Origin of the sequence: Xylophilus ampelinus (assembly GCF_003217575.1) — a bacterium.
Classification (GTDB): Bacteria; Pseudomonadota; Gammaproteobacteria; order Burkholderiales; family Burkholderiaceae_C; genus Xylophilus; species Xylophilus ampelinus.
Map to the genome: position 1 here is coordinate 118,516 of NZ_QJTC01000009.1, position 20,109 is coordinate 138,624.

A 20,109-nucleotide genomic window follows, 5' to 3' on the forward strand; every position below is an offset into this window, starting at 1 on the left:
TTGTGATAATGCTAAAATTTAACAGGACGGTCGAAATTTTCCAGCGCAAAACTGTTTTTTCCATTGCGCCATACAACCAGCGACTCGCTCATGACGAGCAAGTCGACCATACCTTCCCTGAGTGCCGCCAAAGCGTCCTGAGCAGTACAGACAATCGGCTCTTCATGGCGATTGAATGAGGTATTGATCAACGCCCGCTGTCCGGTCCGGGCGTGCCATGCATTGAGCAGACGGTGCATAAATCCATCCGTCTCCGGCCGAACCACCTGTGGCCTGGCGGTGCCGTCGATGTGCACGACAGCTGGGCTCGCCTCGATGAACTGCGGATGGCAGTCGTAGGTCATGGTCATGGTGTCGGCCGCTGCATGTTCTTCATTCCATCCGCTATAGCAATTTTGCGCATGCTCGATAGCTGTGACGGGGCCGAAAGGCATGAACTCGGTGCGATGCATGCGCTTATTGAGCCAATCGTTCACGTCCGCGTCTTTGGCGTGATAGACGATGCTGCGATTGCACAGCGCACGTGGACCAAACTCCATTTTGCCCTTGAACATTCCCAACACCTGATTCTTCATCAAGGCTTCGACCAGAATGTCAATGATATTTCCCGGCGTCTGATAAGCCAAATCTGGGTATTCGCGATCGATAAGGGAAATGTTCTCGGAAACACCATATGCCTCAGGGCCTAGGGTCATTGCCGCATTCCTGAATCGGGTTCCGTTTTTCAGGTACGCCGTTCCCACGGCCGCTGCCAGGGCCAATCCCCCATCGCCCATGCACGGCAAAATGTAAACATTCTTCACTGTCGGGATCTCGCGCAGCCGCTGGTTGAGTTTCACGTTGCCGAAAACCCCACCCGCCAAACAGAGGTCGCTGCTGCCGCATTGCTCCAGATGGTGGGTTATCAAGGCGACCAGCAGATTTTCGCTGTGCCGCTGTGCGGCGGCTGCTATATCCTCGGGCTTCTCATCGGTCAGCAGGGTACGTAGTGAATCGCTGTAAGTGTTATATGACGGCATGAAGAAATCACCGCATGTCGCTTTTATGCGCCCGTCCTCGATGTGTATCATCTGCCGCATCGCCCACAAAAGTTTTTCGGGGTCGCCGAAAGCCGCCAAGCCTGTAATTTTACCCTCATGGCGGTTTGGCTTGTAGCCCAATAAGTGGGTTATCCGACCGTAGAAATAGCCGATGCTGTCTATACTGGTTTCACGCTGCAACACCTTGGTCTCGTGCGGACTGTAATATGTCAAGGTCAGCGATTGGAAATCACCGCGGCCGTCACATGTCAGAGCCAACGCTTCGTCGAAAGGCGAACAGACATAAGCGCCCAAGGCATGGCATTCATGGTGATCTATATAAAAAACTCTTTCCGTTAAATTATGGTTTGAAACAAATGAATCGAACTCGGCTCTCTTTTCTTTGTCGTTGCTTATTTCGTCGGTGATTCGCTTGCGAAATAGCGGGAGACCGCCCGGATTTTTGATGGCCTCTTCCGCGATACGATCGAAATATAACGGAAGATGTTTTTCGACATTGAAGCCCGCGTTCCAGCCGTAGGCTAAGTAATCTATGTCTTTTAATGTCATGCCTGCCTGTCTCAGTACAAAATCGATCGATTGTGCAGGCCAAACTTTGTGATCCTTAATGCGGGTGAAGCGTTCTTCGCTCACAGCCGATAGAATTTGACCATTGTTGACCAAGCAAGCGCTTGCCAAATCGTTGTTGGTGACGCCCAAAACAATCATGAAAGCTCCTTTTTCCCAATGGCAACTGTCGCCGAAGTGACTCGCTAGCAATTTTGCGCAGTTGACGTGTAACGGTGTGCGTCATATTGGAAGGTTTGGGTGAGAACTAAGATTATTTTTTACAAAAAAGTCCGGGTATAATTTTTGCTAAAAGAAATAATAGTGCGTCGCATGGACCCGTGAAATTTCTATGTGAAGCCTTTCGAGGCGTGGTGCAATTCCAGCCGAAGTTGCGCTGGCTCGCCGTTTCTCGGTCTTGTGTTTAGATTCAGGTACGGCATCGTTGACGCATCGCAATACGGGCTTTTGATCATTTTCTGACTAGGGCATGCCATGCACCTCGACGTACCCGCGTGGGTCCCGAAGGTGGACGATCGACCTCTCGCGAAGCCATCGGATGCGGGACGCGCCTGTGCTCTCAGTCATCGACCGGTGGCGCACCATCCACGGATTGCGCAGCGCAAACGGCGTCTTGAGCTGCTAGGTGTTCTTCTTCAATCCGTAGTAGCGCACATTCACTTGCCCGAACCTTCGGATTCCGGCAGTTCACCCATTCGCTTCAGGGAAACACCCAATCCCTCGAATCAAGGAACGCTCGCTTGCGAGGCGCTTGCTCGAAGGGATTTGCATCGGGCCGGCATGCTTCACGGGGGCATGATCGTCTTGCCTGAGGCAGTGCATTGCAAGCACGGCTCATGAGGCTCCGTGCAAACCTTCCTGACGCTTATAGCCCACTGGCCACCGGAAAGACCGCGAACGCCAGGCACGCGGCCATCAGCACCAGCGACACCAGAGCCGCCCACTTCAGCGTGAATCGCTGGTGGTCGGCGAAGTCGACACCCGCCAGGCCTACCAGCAGGTAGGTGGACGGCACCAGTGGGCTCAGCAGATGCACCGGCTGGCCGATCAGGGCGGCGCGGGCCATCTCGACCGGGGTCACGCCGTACTGGCCGGCGGCTTCGGTCAGGATGGGCAGAACGCCGAAGTAGAAAGCGTCGTTCGATATGAAGAAGGTGAAGGGCATGCTCACCAGGGCGGTGATCGGCGCGAAGTAGGGGCCCAGCGCCGGCGGGATCACCGCCAGCAAGCTGTGCGACATCGCCTCGACCATGCCGGTGCCTTGCAGGATGCCGGTGAAGATGCCGGCCGCGAAGATGAGCGACACCACGGCCAGCACGTTGCCGGCGTGGTTGGCCATGCGGCGGCGCTGCTCGGCCAGGTCGGGGTAATTGATCACCAGGGCCAGCGCGAAGGCGATCATGAACAGCACCGGCAGCGGCAGCACGCCCATCACCAGGCATACCATCAGCACGGCGGTGAGCAGAGCGTTGACCCAGCGCAGCTCGGGGCGGCCCACGTCTTCCTCGCCGGTTTCGTCGGGCGGCATGCGGCGGTCGTCCTCGTCCTCGACGATCGCGGGCAGCACCTGGGCCGGCATGCGGCTGCCCACAGTGCGGCCGGTCAGTAGCGAGAAGCCCAGGCGGCGGCGCTCCTTCATGCCCAGCCAGAAGGCCACGCCGAACAGGCTGCAGATGGCGACCAGCATCGGGCCGACCATCGGGATGAAGACCTCGCCCACGTCCAGGTGCAGCGCGCTGGCGGCGCGGGCCGTGGGGCCGCCCCAGGGCGTGAGGTTCATCAGGCCGCTGGCGATCAGAGCCACGCAGGTGAGGTTCAGCGGATTCATCCTCAGCCGCTTGTAGAGCGGCAGCATCGATGCCACGGTGATCATGTAGGTGGTGGAGCCGTCGCCATCCAGCGAGATGACCAGGGCCAGCACCGCGGTGCCGATCACGATCCGCAGCGGGTCGCCCTTCACCAGGCGCAGGATGCGGTCGACGATCGGGTCGAACAGGCCTGCGTCGATCATCACGCCGAAGTAGAGAATCGCGAACATCAGCAAAATGCCGGTGGGCGCGATTTTCTTGATGCCGTCGAGCATCATCGGCCCCAGCCCGGCGTGGAAGCCTCCGATCAGCGCGAAGCCGATCGGCACCAGCGTCAACGCGACCAGCGGCGAGAGCCGCTTGGTCATGATCAGGTACATGAATGTGATCACCATGCCGAAGCCCAGCATCGTCAGCATGTCGTCAGTCCTTGCATGGGGTATGTCTCCTCGAAAGCGAGCCTGGCGCAGGTGTGCCTTGGCGGTGAGCCGCGAGGTTACGAACACAGCCTGTCGTGCCCCTGTCACGCGGTATGGGGACAAACCCCATGAGGGGAAGTGCGTAGTGCCGCCGGGGACTCGGGGCGGAGCGGTGACCTGATGCGCATCCTGCTCGTCGAGGACACGACCGACCTGGCCGATGCGGTACTGCGCTGCCTGCGCCGCATGGGCCATGCGGCCGACTGGCAATCCGACGGCCAGGCGGCCGACGGCCTGTTGGAGCACCACGCCTTCGACCTGGTGGTGCTCGACATCGGCCTGCCGCGAATGGACGGCACCGAGATCCTGGCGCGGATGCGCGGCCGCGGCGACAAGACGCCGGTGCTGATGCTCACCGCCCGCGTCGACATCGAGGACCGGGTGGCCGCGCTCGACGGCGGCGCCGACGACTACCTGGGCAAGCCCTTCGATTTTCGCGAGTTCGAGGCCCGCTGCCGCGCCCTGCTGCGCCGACCCCAGGGCCAGGCCGAGGCGGTGCTGCAGATCGGCCCGCTGGCGATCGACAGTGCCGCGCGCCGGGTCACCATGTTCGGCCAGCGCATCGACCTGCCCAACCGCGAGTTCAGCCTGCTGGAGATCCTGGTCGGCCGGCTGGGCAGGGCCGTGACTCGCGAGGAGATCGCTGCCAAGCTCTTCGGCTTCGACGACGAGGCCGGACCCAACGCGATCGACGTGTATGTGGGCCGCCTGCGCCGCAAGCTGGGCGAGGGCGCGTTGCGCATCACGACGGTGCGCAGCGTCGGCTACATTGCCGAGCCGTCGGCGGCGGGCGATGGCGACCGGAGCGGCAACGGTGGCGGCAGCCCGGTCGTTCCGACGGATGCGGGTTTCGGCGACGCGGAGGGTGGCGGCGATGGCGGTTCGAGCGGCGATGGCGACTGAGGCCCGGCCCGGCGCGCCGCCGAGCGCCGCGTCCGTGCTGTCGGCCACCGGCGCCGTCACCCGCGGCTCGATCCGCCGCCGGTTGCTGGGCACGCTGGCCGTGCTGTTCCTGGCCGCGATGGTGGTGCTGTCGGTCGCGGCCCAGGCCTGGGGTCGGCGTGCGGCCGACCAGTCGTTCGACCGGCTGCTGACCGCGTCGGTGCTGGCGATGGGCGATGCGGTGAGCTTCGACGGCGCCCAGTGGGATCTGGTTCTGCCCTATGCCGCGCTCGACTTGCTGGCGATGGCGCCGGACGACCGCGTCTTCTACAGCCTGCGCACGCCCGGTGGCGCCCTGGTCACCGGCTACGACGATCTGCCCGCGCCGCCCGCCGCCCAGCGCCGCGAGGCCGAGCGCCGCGCCGCCGACGGTCCGGCCGCGCAGGACGCGACGCCGGTCTTCTTCGACGCGCCCTACCGCGGCGAGACGGTGCGGTTCGCCCTGGCCGGTCGCTGGGCCGCCGGGGCGGCCGACCAGGGTCGCGCCTGGCTGCAGGTGGGCCAGACCCGCCGGGCGCGCGATGCGGCGGCCACCGACACCGCCCGCGTCGCCACCGCCGCGATCGCGCTTTTGACCGGCGCGGCGCTGCTGCTGTGCTGGTGGGGCGTGCGCCGCGCGCTGGCGCCCGTCGCCCGGCTCGAGCACGAGATCGCCGGCCGCGCCGCCTCCGACCTGCAGCCGATCGCCACGCCGGTGCCCGTCGAGATGGCGCAGGCGGTGGGCGCGCTGAACCGCTTCATGGGCCGACTGGCCGACAACCTGGACGCGCTGCGCGTCTTCATCGCCGATGCCGCCCACCAGATGCGCACCCCGCTCGCCGCGCTGCGCGCCCAGGCCCAGATGGCGGTCGACGAGCCCGACCCCGCCGAACAGCGCCGCAGCCTGGTCGCCATCGAGCGCAATGCCGAGCGCCTGACCCGGCTGCTGAACCAGCTGCTGTCGGACGCCACCGTCGCCCATCGCGACACGCTGGGCCGCTTCGAGCCGGTCGACCTGCTGCGCACCGTGCGCGAGGCCTTGCGCGACGCGGTGCCCCGTGCCGATCCGCAGCCCGCGGTACGGCTGCACTGCGACCTGCAGGCCGCGCCGACGCGGGGCGACGCGCTGATGCTGCGCGAGGCGATCAAGAACCTGGTCGACAACGCGCTCAAGCATGGGGTGCGGCGCGGGGCTGCGGGGCGTGCCGATGTTGGTGAGGGCGTCGGGCAAGGCGCTCAAACGGCGGCGGAAGCGACGTCCGCGGCGGTAACGCGGCCCCCGGAAGCCGTGGAGCTGGGCGAAGGCGCCGCGGCAGCGGCACCCGTAGCCGAGATCGACTTGGCATTGGAGGCCGCACCCGGCGGCGGCTGGAGCCTGTCCGTCGCCGACCGCGGCCCGGGCATCGCCGCCGACGAGATGCCTACGCTGTTCGAGCGCTTCGCCCGCGGCCGCGACGCCGTGCCCGGCGGCGCCGGCCTGGGCATGGCCATCGTGCACCGGGTGGTGGAGCGCCACGGCGGCCGGCTGGCACTGGCGCCGCGTGCGGGCGGCGGGCTGGTCGTGCGGATGCAGCTGCCGGCGGCCGATGGGGAGGCCGTATGAGCCAGGCAGCTCACGCCGCCGGGTACATCGGGGGGCGGGTCGATCGCGCAGGACGGGGCGCGCCGGCATCGACTGCGGCCCGTGCGCTGACCCGACGTGCCCTTCTCACGGGCCTTGCGGCGGCCGGTGCAGCGCCCGGCACCTGGGCCACATCGCCCGTCACCCCCGCCCGCGAGCCGCCGGAGGGACGCGTAGTGGCGCTGCCGGCCCTGCGCCCAGCCGCAGAGGGCGCCACCGCACCCGCGCTCCGGGTGGCGGGATCGACCGACCTGCCTGTCTTCGAGCCGGTGCTGCGCGACTACCAACGGCTGCATCCCGAGGTGGCGATCCGGTATGAAAAGTTTTCGACCCAGGCGCTTTACCAGGAGGCCGCCACGGGCCAGCCGCCCCACGCGCCGTCGCCGGTGGGTCCGGCCGATCTGCTGGCCAGCAGCAGCATGGACCTGCAGGCGCGACTGGCCAACGACGGCCATGCGCAGCCCCACCGGTCGGACGCGACGGCCGCGCTGCCCGGCTGGGCCCGCTGGCGCGACGAGGTGTTCGGCTTCAGCTACGAGCCGATGGTGATCGCCTACGACACCCGATGCTTCACCGCCGCCACCGCGCCGGCCACCCACCGGCAACTTCTCGACCTGCTGCGCGACCCGGCGCGGCCGCTGCAGGGCCGCATCGGCACCTACGACCTGCAGGCCAGCGGCATCGGCTACCTGGCCGCCACGCAGGACGCGCGGATCGACGGCAACGCCGGCGCGCTGCCGGCCGCGCTGGCCGACAACCGGGCGGTGCGGGCCGAGCATGCGTCGGCCCTGCTCGACCGGATCGCGGCCGGTACGCTGGCCCTGGCTTACAACATGCCGGGCTCCTATGTGCAGGGCCGGATCGCTGCCGGCGCGCCGATCGGCATGGTACTGCCGCGCGACTACACCCTGGTGATCGCCCACACTGCCCTCATCCCGCGCAACGCGCCGCATCCGGCAGAAGCGCGGCGCTTTCTGGACTACCTGCTCTCGCCACGCGGCCAGACGGTGCTGGCGCGCGAGTCGCGCATCCTGCCGATCCGCGCCGACGTGGAACGGGCGGCGCATCCCACCGGCGCGCTGCGTCCGATCCCGCTCGGCCCGGGGCTGCTGGTCTACCAGGACCAGCGCAAGCGGGCACGGTTTCTGGAGGTGTGGAGTGCGGGCGGAGGTGCGGCTGCGGCAGTTGCATCGCCGATCCGGTAATTGCTATTTAAATGATAGCTAGTAGTCGGCGTACGGTATAGCCTGCAGGCCTCTTCGCTCTGAATTTTACTGGAGGCGGCCGGGGCTCGGACATCAAAAATATCCGCACCGGAGGCATTGCAGCTTTTTGTGCATTACTTCGCAAATCACCGCAATAACCATTTTGTTGTCCGGAAGATGACATGGAAACCGAACATTACGTTGGTTGCATCCACTATAGGAAGGAGTCTCCCATGCACGTCAGACCCACGAACCCGGTAACACCTTCTTCTCCGGACGCGATGCAAAGCCATGGAGACAACGAGGACGCAAACAGGGCGCAGCAGACGTCTTCTCAACCCGCAACGCTATTGACCAACCCGTCCCTGGGTGCGCTTGGCCCTCGCGGAAGCAGGCACTTCTCATCCGCCAGTACATCCGATACAGAGAGTTACTACGATGCGAGCGACACCTTCGAGGCGTTGTCGCCCGAGATCGAGGCGGCGCAGACGCAGCAGACCCGCGCAGCGCGCCCGCCAGCGTCCTTGGTGGCGCAATCCATGATCAACGGCGCGCAAATGCTTTCCGGCGCGGTCTCCAATGCAGCGTCCAAGCTGTGGTCGATGATGGATCTGCGCACAATGCTGCAAATTCATGCGGACGATCCCGCGCTGCTGCGCATTTTGCGCGGCAGCGACCCCGAAATGGGCGTTGAACATACGCTGACGTCGTGCCGGGAACAGGTGGAAAAGCTCCAGCACCTGATCGAACGCACGCCTGATCTCGCCCCGCGTTTTCGCGACCAGATGCTCGGCGACATCAAGGCGGTACTCGACGCGTTGCGTCCGCTCGAGCACGGGATGCCGGCGACAGGACGCGCACTGAAGTCGCTGGCCAATCTGGTCAATACCTGGCCGCTGCTGGTACCCAGCCCCTGGATGGCCGACGAACTCAAAACCTTCACCTACACGCTCGGCGCCGTGATCAAGGGGGTTCTGAGTATTTCGGCGTCGGCCCTGCGCCCGACCACCGATGGACTTCCGTTTCCGCTGATGGGCGGGCAGCTGGGACGCGACGCCAACGAGAGTCACCTCTACCATGCCCTGGTCAATGGAATGTTTCTCGCCACCGTTCTGCCTAAGAAATTCGGCAATGAAGCCGTACGGCATCAGGCCGATGCAATACAGAACAACATGGGATACGTAGCGGCGGCATCGATAGCCTGTGTTGCGATGGTGATCACGCCTTTCTTCTGGAGCAGCCTTAACGCACTGGGCGAACGACTGCAGGATGGCGCTTCGCGCCTGGGCGCTGACATCGCGCAGCGCGCCGGTTTCGAGGCGCAGGCCCAACAGTTGCGTGCGCGTCTAACCCCTGGGACTGTCACCAGCGAGATGCGGTCGCAGCTTACTGCGCTCTACAACCGGCTGAACGAAGGACTCGAAGTCTTCCAGCAAGCGCGTCGGGACTTCGCCGGGCCCGATGGAGGGCGCGAACTCACCAAAACGCTCAATGCCCAATGCACGCATCTGCTGGAGAGCCTGGACAAATGCAGCAAGCGACTGAGTAGTACGTTGCAACTCGATGGCTTTCGACCCGACGGAACCCTGTCGATCTCTTTGCCGCGCGAACCGGCCAACGACGATTTCTCGTCCAAATTGGCATTGGCACTGCTAAGCGCTGCCGTGACAGGAATCACTGTCTACCTGATACAGCCGGACCGGATCGGGACCGTGGGCCTGCTGACCGACACCCTGATTGTGACCACGGTGATGATGCAGTCCGTATTCAACAAGCAATCGACGCGCCAGGATTCGATGGAACGCTTCAAAGCCATGTGTGCGGGCAGCATGATCCTGGCCCTGGGGCTCAGCGCCGAAAAGCTGTCCGTGACGTTGGCCAACCAGAGCCTGATCGAAGCATCTCCCTCGTCGCCCTATTACGCTGGCGTGGCCATGACGCTGATGTCGATGACCATGCCAGGCCCCATAGCGTGTGGCTCGGAGACGGCAATGAACTGGGGAGGAAGCCAGATCATGCGCATGTTCAACGGACCGGACGGCACCCCGCTCGCGACCGGAATGCCTTCGTCGCCCGAGCAAGCCCAGGCGCAGCTGCAAGCCACGACAGAGTACCTTCGGAGACTGACACCACCGGAGTTGGAGGCCTACCACGGGATCGCTGCCGAGAGCATGCTGCAAGCGATACAGAGTGCCCACCCGCAGGCGGAGGCCCGGCGACCGAGCGGCGTCACGATCACCGAACTCCCCGACGAAGACGATATTGCCAAGCACGCCGAAATCACGGAGTAGACCGCCGCGACCGAGTCGCCGCTGCAGGCAACAGGCGCACACGTCAGGGCGACGACGCCTTTGCGCGTTTATCGCGTCCGCAGTGGCCTTGTACTCGGGAGCGATCTCCGGCTTGGCTCCAAAGCGGCGCGGTATCGGCGAGGCCGTGACATCTCGCCATTCGGCGGGGCGCCTCGCGCGATGCGCTCTTCGGGCGAGTAGCCGGGCCGGTCAGGCGACGGTCGGCAAGGTGCGCGGAGTGCTGGTCGCACGGCCGCGGAAATCGGTCCAGCACTGGCGGGTGAAGTCGTACAGCTTGCATGCACGCGCGGTCTGGAAGTACCACTTCCACGAGAAGCGCTGGATCACGATGCGGCCGGGCAGCAGCTGCTCGAGCAGCTTCTGGGCTTCCTTCAATTTGTAGAGCGGGATGCTCATGTCCACATGGTGGGCGGTGTGCTCCATGATGTGGTGCATCAGCGCGCCGACCTGCAACGGGAAAGTCAGGTGCACCGTAGTCGAGACGAAGGGCTGGGCCCGGGTCCAGGCGGCGCGGTCGTCGTGCCACGACACCTTGACGTGGGTGTGGTGCACGTAGACCACGAAGCCGATCATCGCGAACCAGAACATCACCGGCACCACGAAGCCGGCCAGCAGCAGGCGCAGCACCGACTGGTCGGACGCGAAGGCGGTGGCGACCAGGCCACCGATCCAGGCCAGCGCGAAGCCCGACACCAGCAGGCAGTCCTTGGTGAAGATCGGGCGGTGCGTCGTCGCCTTGCGGTCGGGGAAGAACATCTTGTTCCACCAGATCTCGACCATGTAGTAGAGGCCCGGCGCCCAGCCGCTGCGGTAGAGGCGCTCCATGAAGCGCCGGGCCGGCGAGAGCTTGCGGTACTCGTCCTGCGTCAGCGGCGCCCAGACGAAGTCGACGCCCTTCAGGTTGGTGAAGCCGTGGTGGACCACGTTGTGGCCCATGTCCCAGAGGCTGTAGGGCGTGAGCGAGGGCAGGAAGGCGATGCGGCCGATCCAGCGGTTCAGGCCCCGGTGCGAGGTCAGGCTCTGGTGGCAGCCGTCGTGACCGATGATGAACAGGCGGCCGATCACGAAGCCGGCGGCCAGGCCGCAGAGCAGCATCGCCCACAGCGGCTCGAAGGTGACGGCTCCGTACAGTGCGGCGCCGAACAGCGCGTAGTCCAGCACCAGCAACGCGACGGCGCGCAGCGTGGAGCGCTGGCACAGCGGGATCAGCCACGAGCGGATCGTCTTGCGGTGTGGCAGCGGCGCATCGGCGGCCAGCGGCGGCGGCAGCACGATGGCAGCGGCGGGTGCGGCGGTCGGCGCGGGTGCATCGGCGACGAAGCCGGTGTGCAGCGGTGAAGGCAGGGGCGTCGGCATGGCGCGTTCGGAAGTGGAACTCATGGCGGGAAGCACAAGGCGGCAGGGTTGCGGGAAATGCCTGGCGGGCGTCGGGGTGCCGCGTGGGTCTGGGGGAACGGGCCGTGCGACCGTCCATCCACGATGGTAGCCGACGGCCCAAGGCAGACCCGAGACCAAGGTCAATCGCGTGGACAGCGCGCCACAGGCGCGGCGGCCCGGAGTTTCGGCCGTGTTACCGGGCGGGTCGGGACGGCGTGTGAGAATCTTCCGCGAACCGCACGTCCCGTGCCCCCACCCGAAAAAACCAGGAGACTCCATGTCCGAACGCCAGCGCCGCGCCACCAAGATAGTCGCCACCCTCGGCCCCGCGTCCAGCGCGCCCGACATGCTGGAGCGGATGATCCGGGCCGGCGTCAATGTAGTGCGGCTCAACTTCAGCCACGGCCTGGCGCAGGACCACATCGACCGGGCCCGCCTGGTGCGCGAGGCTGCCCAGCGTGCCGGCCGCGAGGTGGCGATCATGGCCGACCTGCAGGGCCCGAAGATCCGCGTCGGCAAGTTCGCCGAGGGCCGGGTGCTGCTGGAGCAGGGCGCGCCCTTCGTGCTGGACGCTTCCCGCACCGCGCCGGGCGACATCGCTGGCGTGGGCCTCGACTACAAGGAGTTGCCGCGCGACGTGAAGCCCGGCGACGTGCTGCTGCTCAACGACGGCCTGATCGTGCTGAAGGTCGAGCGGGTGCTGGGCGAGCAGGTGCATACCAGCGTGGGAATCGGCGGTGAGCTGTCCAACAACAAGGGCATCAATAAACAGGGTGGCGGCCTGACCGCGCCGGCCCTCACCGCCAAGGACATGGACGACATCCGTACCGCGATGGCCTTCCAGGCCGACTACGTGGCGGTGAGTTTTCCGAAGAACGCGACCGACATGGAGATGGCCCGCCAGCTCTGCTACGTGGCCGGTGCCGAATACCGCCACCGCCCGGGCCTGATCGCCAAGATCGAGCGGGCCGAGGCGATCCCCAAACTGGAGGAGATCCTCAAGGTCAGCGACGGCATCATGGTGGCGCGCGGCGACCTGGCGGTCGAGGTGGGCAACGCCGCGGTGCCGGCGCTGCAGAAACGCATGATCAAGATGGCCCGCGAGCAGGACAAGGTCGTGATCACCGCCACCCAGATGATGGAGAGCATGATCACCAATCCGGTGCCGACGCGCGCCGAGGTGAGCGACGTGGCCAACGCGGTGCTGGACGGCACCGACGCGGTGATGCTCTCGGCCGAGACGGCCGCCGGCCGCTACCCGCTGGAGACCATCGTCGAGATGGCCGCCATCTGCTCGGCCGCCGAGGCGGCGGAAGACGTGGAACTCGATGCCGACTTCACCGGCCAGACCTTCGGCCGCATCGACCAGTCGATCGCGATGGGCGCGCTCTTCACCGCCCACCACCTGGGCGCCAAGGCCATCGTCGCGCTGACCGACAGCGGCTCGACCGCCCTGTGGATGAGCCGCCACCGGATCCACGTGCCGATCTACGCACTGACGCCCCGCGTCGCCACCCAGCGCAGGATGGCAATCTACCGCAACGTGCGCCCGCTGTTGATGGACAGCAGCACCGACCGCGACACCGCGCTGGCCGAGGCCGAGATGCACCTCAAGACGCGCGGCATCGTGCAGCAGGGCGACGTGTACGCGATCACCTGCGGCGAGCCGATGGGCGCGCCCGGCGGCACCAATATGCTGAAGGTCTGCCGGGCTGGATGAGGCCCCCCGGCTTTTCACTCCGCTGCCGCTGCGTGTAATTCGCCACCCCCGAGGGGGAGGCTCCGCAGAGTCCAGGGGGACCCTGGCCTGGCGGGGGCTGGACGGGGCCATGCGGCGGCCATGACTTTAACGTCGTACAACTGCCGCTTGATCACTCCGCAGGCGTGCCGACCTTGACTCGGATGACTGCCTTAAGTTTGTAGAGCTGCTAGATGAGTGCATCCATCCAGTACCTTATGCAGATGCCAACCACCGAGGGTCTGGATTCATGCAGACCTTCCCTAAAGAGCATCTTGTCTTATTTGTGAAAGAATAAATCGAGAATGCAAATTTCATAGCGTTGGGCTTGGGCATCCGAGGCCGCTCACTCACGCCGAAATGTTTGTGTCTTTGGTATCGATCAAGACCGACGAAAGCGTTAAATGACAGACCGCGAAGCGCCCGAATTTTCAAGCGATGGTGTTGAATCGGTAGAGGATCCACCGCGGGTTGTGAGGCTGGAAGCCGGGATCATTGGCAAGCTCAATCTGGCGGACTTCCAGAACGCAGTGCCCATGTTGCGAGAGCTGAATATTGCCAATGACACCGAGGTCGCGCTGAAAGAGCTGGACCTTTGGATCGAGTCGACGCCCGCTTTCTTGAAGCCGAAGGTATGGCGGGTCGAAGTCATTGGTGCTGGCGAGAGCTGCCGCATTTCTGACCTGGATGTCCAACTGGATGGCCCATTGCTGACACGCCTGACCGAGGCGGAAAAAGCGACGGTGACCTTCACGCTGCGGGCCCGTGCGAATTCGACGCAGACCATTGCTTCGCTCGACCAGCAGATTGAGCTGTTGCCGCGCAACCAGTGGGGCGGACTCTCCCATTTGCCCGACCTTGTCGCGGCCTTTGTGCAACCCAACGACCCCGCCGTGGACCGGCTGCTGAAGCAAGCCGCCGAGGTCCTGAGAAAAAACAACAAGAATCCGGCGCTGGATGGTTACGCGGGCGGCAACAAGCGAGCCTGGGAGTTGGCATCTGCAATCTGGAGTGCCGTCGCTTCGCTGGGTCTTGACTACGCCCTTCCACCAGCAAGCTTCGAACACGCAGGCCAAAAGGTTCGTAGCACCAGCCATATCCTGGAATCCGGTCTGGCGACCTGCCTGGATCTGGCGCTCATGTTTTGCTCGGCCTTGGAGCAGGCCGGACTCAACCCGGTGCTCGTGTTCACCAAAGGCCATGCTTTCGTAGGTGTTTGGTTGAAAGCAGAGCAGTTCACCACGGTAGTTGTGGATGACGTGACGGCGGTCCGCAAGCGCGTCAAATTGAAGGAGATGGTGGTCTTCGAAACCACCATCATCACGCACCGTCCTGCTCCTAGCTTTACCTATGCTACCGAAAGGGGAGTCGAGCAGATTGGCGAACCTGTGGAAGAAGCCTTCGAGTTGCTGGTCGATATCCGCCGCGCCCGGATGCAACGCATCAAGCCTCTGGCCAATGCCGAGGCGATTGCGCCAAGTGCAGCGGTCGAGCAGCAAGTGATTGCACAGCCTGTATTCGCTGAAGCTCCGGAACTTCCTGAAGAGGATGCAGACGCAGAAGTCGATGCCGCAGCGCTCAACCCCAAAGACCGTCTTGCCAGGTGGCAGCGCAAGCTACTGGACCTTTCGCTGCGCAACAACCTGCTGAATTTCAAGGGCAGCAAGAAGGCCTTGAAGCTGGAAGCGCCAGACCCCAGCCTGCTCGAAGACGTACTGTCGGAAGGCCAGATCCTCAAGGTACTCCCGCGACCGGACTTGATGGATGGCGCCGACCCCCGCAGCCAGGCCATCTACGAAAGTCGGGAGCGTGAAGACGTTCGTCGGATCCATGCGCTCGATGCCTTGAAGCGCAAGGAAGTCTTCGTGGGCGTGGCCAAGGACGAGCTGGAGGCCCGGCTCGTTGAGCTCTACCGTATGGCGCGTACGACCTTGGAAGAGAGCGGCTCGAACACGCTCTATATCGCGCTCGGCTTCCTGTCGTGGACCCGGGACGACCGCGAAGGTCAGAAGCACCGCGCGCCGCTGATTCTTGTGCCTGTCACCCTGAGCAGGAAGAACGCCAGGTCTGGCTTCACCCTGTCCCTGCATGACGATGAGCCGCGGTTCAACCCCACGCTCATCGAGATGCTCAGGCAGGACTTCAACCTGAGCCTCGGAATCGCTGAAGGCGAGTTGCCCAAGGACGATCGGGGGCTCGACATCCAGGCGCTCTGGAAGACCGTCTCGCATGCCATCAAGGACATCAAGGGCTGGGAGGTTTCCGAGGAGGTCGTGCTGGCGATGTTCTCGTTCGGCAAGTACTTGATGTGGAAGGATCTGACCGAACGCACGGACCAGCTCCGCGAGAACGCGGTGGTGCGGCATCTGATCGATTCGCCCAGGGACAGCTATCCGTCCGGCATTCCGTTTCCACATCCAAAGAATCTGGATCGTGAGTTTGGACCGGAGCAGACCTTCTGCCCGCTACCCGCCGACTCTTCCCAGTTATCCGCCGTCATGGCGGCTGTGCGCGGCAAGGACTTCGTCCTTATCGGCCCGCCTGGCACCGGCAAGAGCCAAACGATTTCGAACCTCATTGCACAGTGCTTGGCCGAGGGAAAGCGCGTCCTGTTCGTCTCCGAAAAGATAGCAGCGCTGGATGTGGTTTTTCGCCGCTTGCGGGAGGTGAAGCTGGGTGAGTTCTGCCTCGAACTCCACTCGAGCAAGGCCCGAAAACTGGATGTACTGGCCCAGCTCAAGACCTCGTGGGAATGCACGGGCCACATTGACCAGGATCAATGGCGGGCAGAAGCGCAGCGCCTTAAATCACTACGCGACGAGCTGAACGTCTATGTCGAGCGGCTTCATTTCCGTTTCGGCAATGGCATGACCATCTATGAAGCCATCGGCCGTGTTGTCGATGGTGACCTTGTTCCGCATCTGGGGCTTTCGTGGGATGTGGCGCATGCCCACGACGCGACGACCATGGCGCGCATGCGTGAAGTGGTCGAGCGCCTGGACGTCAATGCCAAGGCGCTCGGCTACGACAACTTGCTGAAAAGCGCACTCGCAGATGTCGGTCACACGGAATGGTCCCCCCGTCTCCAGCAAAGCCTGGTTGAAGCCGCTCGGGCGGCCATACCGGTTGTAGAGCGTGTGTTGGCAACGTTCAATCAATTTGCGACGGCATGTGGCTTGCCACCCATTGCATCGGCACAACGCAGCCGCGAGGCCTTGCGCTCCCTTGCGGCACTGCTGCCTGACGCGGTGGGCCACGACTGGAGATTCGCTTCCAGAGCTGATGCCCCGGCTATCGTGGCCAGACTGCGACGTGGTGTCGACCTGCTGGAGCAACACCGGAGCCTGACTGCTGCCTTGTCGCCGTCGTGGCCCGCTTCGATCATGGCGTCATGCCGGCGGGGACTGCTGCTGCTGAAGCAGCGTCGGGATCTGTTGAACGGTCTGGGCAAGCCTTGGGGCGACGACATCATCGGTGAGCTGGAGACCGGACTCGGGCTGCTGGCCGAAATCGCGGCTGCCACCGCCCAACTTTCGGTGAAATACGGCGAAGGGATAGAGCAACTCCACGTGTCACTCTTGCAGCGCGAATATGCCAAGGCTGAGAAGGCGGTCTGGCCTCTTTCGCACCTGGGGAAAAAGAAAGTCAGGCAGGTTGTGGAAGCCTGCGTCAGCGGGGTCGGCGAACCCGATGTGCCTGCCGACCTGCTGCTGTGGACTCGAATTAGAGAGTTGCGAACACAGGTCGAGGCGGTTGAGATCGGCGCGTCGGTCGAAGGCATTTGGTCCGGCTTGAAAACTCGGCCAGAGTTCGCAGAGGCGGCGATCAGGCTACAGCACGCCCTGGCCTGCGGAAAGAACAGCATACCGTGGGATGACCGTGATTTAGAGCCCGTGGCGAATGGGCGCTGTGGGGACCGCCTGGCTGGAGAGCTCAAGACGCTCCGGGCGCTGAAAGGCCTCGAGGAAGAGCTTGACTCACTGGAGCACCTGGCGGGCCCTACCGCCCAGCTTTGGGCAGGTCGGTCGACCCATGTGGATGGGCTCGAAGCAGCGCTTTCCTTCGTGGATGCGATGGACCAAGTACGCACTAAGGGCCCCTTGTTAGGAGATCATCCAAGGGTTTCCGCAGGCGAATGCGGTGCCGCATTTTCTGAAGACGTCCAACGGATTCGACGGCGCGGCGAGGTAGAAAAGAACCTTGCTCAACTGGCGGATTTGACTTCGCTGACACAGGGTCTTTGGAGCGATCTCGACACGGCGACCGACCAGGTGGAGAAGGCAGTTGTGTTCCAAGCATCGCTCGCCAAGACGATGGCAGGCTTGTCGGAGAAGCCGGAAGAGCTGCAGCCAATGGCACGTGCCCTGGAACAATTGCTCGGCGACAACGTCGCATTACTGGATCCGTCTGGCGCGCTTGCGCTGGATGCCACGCAGTACCTCGCTGCCCAAGCGGAACTGCAGCCGGCCGTGGACCACCTCGGTTCTGTCGGTGCGTTTTCCGAGGCGTCCAAAACCAGATTCAACACGCTTGCGCTACCAGCCCTCATCGCGCACTGCAACGGAATCGTGCGCTCGGAAGCGCGGCTCAACGCCTGGTGCGCCTGGCGCAAGGTCAGGGATCAGGCTATCCAACTGGGCCTTTCTGGTGTGGTGGCCGGTGTCGAGAACGCCGCCGTACCACACGGCCAACTGCGCAACGCCTTCGAGACCAACTACAGCCGTTGGTGGCTGAATCTTGTGGTTGATAACGAACCCGTCATCCGGACCTTCGTTGCGGCCGAACATGAGAAACGCATCAGCGATTTCAGGGCGCTGGATGCACGGCATGTTGAACTGACACGTGCCTGGATACGGGCATCCCTCTGTGCCGATCTGCCGCAGCAGGACGAAGTGACGCGCAATTCCGAATGGGGCTTGCTCCGTCGCGAGATGACCAAGAAATCCAGGCACCTTCCGCTGCGGACCTTGATGTCCAGCCTGCCCACGGCGCTGACCAAACTCACGCCCTGCCTTTTGATGAGTCCGCTGTCGATTGCGCAGTACCTGAGTGCGGATGCCAACGCGTTCGACGTGGTGGTGTTCGACGAGGCTTCGCAGATCCCAGTGTGGGACGCCATCGGTGCCATCGCTCGCGGCAAGCAGGTCGTGATGGTTGGTGATCCGAAGCAATTGCCGCCGACCAGCTTCTTCGACCGGGCCGAGGCTGCCAACGAGGACGAGGAACTCGAAGGGGATCTCGAAAGCATTCTGGACGAGTGCATGGGGGCCAACCTGCCGACCATGAATCTGTCCTGGCATTACCGGAGTCGCCACGAAAGCCTGATCGCATTTTCCAACCATCGCTATTACGGCGGGTCCCTGGTGACCTTTCCCTCGCCTGTGACAGAAGACCGGGCAGTCAGTTTCCACTACGTCGATGGCACCTATGAAAAAGGCGGTGCCCGGACCAACAAACCCGAGGCCATGGCCGTTGTGGGCGATATCTTGCGCAAGCTCAAGCAGCCAGGTTTCCGGGCTTCGGGCCTGACGATTGGAGTGGTGACATTCAATTCTGAGCAGCAGTCCCTGATCGAGGATCTGCTAGACGAAGCGCGACGAAAGGATCCTTCGATCGAGCCCCATTTCGCGGAATCGGCAATAGAACCGCTGTTCGTCAAAAACCTTGAAAGTGTCCAGGGTGATGAGCGCGACATCATATATTTCTCCATTACCTATGGTCCTGACCTGACAGGCGCCGTGTCGATGAATTTCGGTCCGATGAACCGAGACGGCGGCGAACGCCGCTTGAACGTCGCGATCACGCGTGCACGGCAGGAACTGCGCGTGTTTTCCAGCTTGCGTGCCGAGAAGATGGACCTGGCACGCACCCAGGCACGCGGTGTGAAGGATCTGAAGCATTTCCTGGAGTTCGCCGAAAGAGGCACCGAAGTATTGGCTGAGGCGACCAAGGGAAGCCTCGGCAGCTTTGAAAGTCCATTCGAAGAGGCTGTGGCATCTGCGCTCGCAAGCAAAGGCTGGGAAGTTCACACACAGATCGGCGCGTCATCTTTCCGCGTCGATCTGGCCGTTGTTCATCCCGATGCCAGAGGCACCTATTTGAGTGGCGTCGAATGCGACGGCGCCACCTACCACCGATCGGCTACTGCCCGCGATCGAGACATGCTGCGCGAACAGGTGCTTAGGGGATTGGGCTGGGAAATTGTCCGGATATGGTCAACCGATTGGTGGGTCGATAAGGTCGGGACGCTTGACCGCGTCGATCGGCGACTGAATGAACTGCTCGCAAATAGTCGAGAGCGGCGGGCGGAGGAATTGGCGCAGCAGGCAGCACGTGATGCGGCGGAGGACGCGATTGAGAAAGCGCATTCAGAGGCACTTCCGGTTCTGGCGGATGATGCTTCTGGCCGGCAGCCAGGCGCGCAACTGGTCGAAGAGTCGGCAACTGAGCCTGCAACACCTGCAGCTTTGTATGCAAGAAATCAGGTGGGCGAGGTGCACGAGCCTAGGTTGAAAAGTCAGTACACGCTTGCTGATCTATCCGAAGCCGTTGCCTCGATCAACGCCGATGACTTTTTCGACCATGGATATGACGAGACGCTGAACAAGATGATCGAGCACATCGTGAAGACCGAGGGACCTGTTCAGGATGCCGTTTTGTCACGTCGAATTGCGCGCGCTCATGGGTGGCAGCGGACTGGTGCGCGGATCCACGATCGTGTGATGTTGCTGGCAAAGCAGTCATTTGAAGTAACAGAAGAGGAAGGCGTGCTTTATTTTTGGCCTGAGGCTGCTGGGTCAGAAACACATTCCCGATTTCGCTCTCCCGGGAACGAAGTTCGGCCAATTGACGAAATATGCATGCCTGAATTGGTGCAACTCGCTAGTGTGGTGTCTCAAAAATAAGCCGAACTAAGTTTGTGGGCAGCCCGAGCGACCTTTGCGAGGATCGTATCGGCGCTCTTGTGCCAGATGAAAGGTTTCGGGTCGGCGTTATGTCGGTCGATGTATTGCCGGATGGAGCGCTCCAGATCGGCCACGC

Annotated in this window: 9 protein-coding genes and 1 pseudogene; 6 read left to right on the forward strand and 4 right to left on the reverse strand. The window is 63.3% G+C overall.

All coding sequences use genetic code 11. From position 1 onward, the window contains the following. Nucleotides 1-11: 11 nt before the first annotated feature. Entirely contained in the window at nucleotides 12-1,748 is a 1,737-nt protein-coding gene (locus tag DFQ15_RS07990) for a carbamoyltransferase family protein (RefSeq protein ID WP_110465471.1), read from the reverse strand. Nucleotides 1,749-2,472: 724 nt separating this feature from the next. After that, entirely contained in the window at nucleotides 2,473-3,834 is a 1,362-nt protein-coding gene (locus tag DFQ15_RS07995; protein WP_110465472.1) for a CitMHS family transporter, read from the reverse strand. Nucleotides 3,835-4,014: 180 nt separating this feature from the next. Here DFQ15_RS07995 and DFQ15_RS08000 point away from each other — a divergent pair, with 180 nt between their 5' ends. The 4 genes from DFQ15_RS08000 to xopX all read left to right on the forward strand — a co-directional run bounded on the left by DFQ15_RS08000 (nucleotide 4,015) and on the right by xopX (nucleotide 9,932). Then, entirely contained in the window at nucleotides 4,015-4,797 is a 783-nt protein-coding gene (locus DFQ15_RS08000) for a response regulator transcription factor (RefSeq protein ID WP_110465473.1), read from the forward strand. Further along, nucleotides 4,787-6,418 carry a sensor histidine kinase gene (locus DFQ15_RS08005; RefSeq protein WP_158529024.1) on the forward strand — a complete coding sequence of 544 codons (1,632 nt, stop codon included), beginning with the start codon at nucleotides 4,787-4,789 and terminating at the stop codon, nucleotides 6,416-6,418. Before DFQ15_RS08000 ends, DFQ15_RS08005 begins: the two co-directional genes overlap by 11 nt. Nucleotides 6,419-6,612: 194 nt before the next feature. Further along, nucleotides 6,613-7,641 (forward strand): ABC transporter substrate-binding protein, encoded by a 1,029-nt coding sequence (locus DFQ15_RS08010; RefSeq protein ID WP_158529025.1) that lies wholly within the window; start codon nucleotides 6,613-6,615, stop codon nucleotides 7,639-7,641. Nucleotides 7,642-7,874: 233 nt separating this feature from the next. Beyond that, the gene (gene xopX / locus DFQ15_RS08015; protein ID WP_146228678.1) at nucleotides 7,875-9,932 is read left to right on the forward strand and encodes a XopX family type III secretion system effector; all 2,058 of its coding nucleotides are present in this window, start codon (nucleotides 7,875-7,877) and stop codon (nucleotides 9,930-9,932) included. Nucleotides 9,933-10,142: 210 nt separating this feature from the next. Here xopX and DFQ15_RS08020 read toward each other — a convergent pair whose 3' ends face one another. Further along, entirely contained in the window at nucleotides 10,143-11,333 is a 1,191-nt protein-coding gene (locus DFQ15_RS08020; protein WP_233504346.1) for a fatty acid desaturase, read from the reverse strand. Between the two features lie 274 nt (nucleotides 11,334-11,607). On the opposite strand from DFQ15_RS08020, the gene pyk reads away from it, so the two are divergent. Both pyk and DFQ15_RS17770 read left to right on the forward strand, forming a co-directional pair. After that, nucleotides 11,608-13,050, forward strand: coding sequence for a pyruvate kinase (pyk, locus tag DFQ15_RS08025; RefSeq protein ID WP_110465478.1), 1,443 nt, complete (start codon nucleotides 11,608-11,610; stop codon nucleotides 13,048-13,050). Nucleotides 13,051-13,472: 422 nt separating this feature from the next. Then, on the forward strand, nucleotides 13,473-19,973 hold the full coding sequence (locus DFQ15_RS17770) for a DUF3320 domain-containing protein (protein WP_110465479.1): 6,501 nt from the start codon (nucleotides 13,473-13,475) through the stop codon (nucleotides 19,971-19,973). Here the strand turns inward: DFQ15_RS17770 and DFQ15_RS17775 are convergent. Then, a pseudogene (locus DFQ15_RS17775) lies at nucleotides 19,964-20,109 on the reverse strand (IS630 family transposase); the annotation flags it as partial. The gene DFQ15_RS17770 and the pseudogene DFQ15_RS17775 overlap by 10 nt on opposite strands.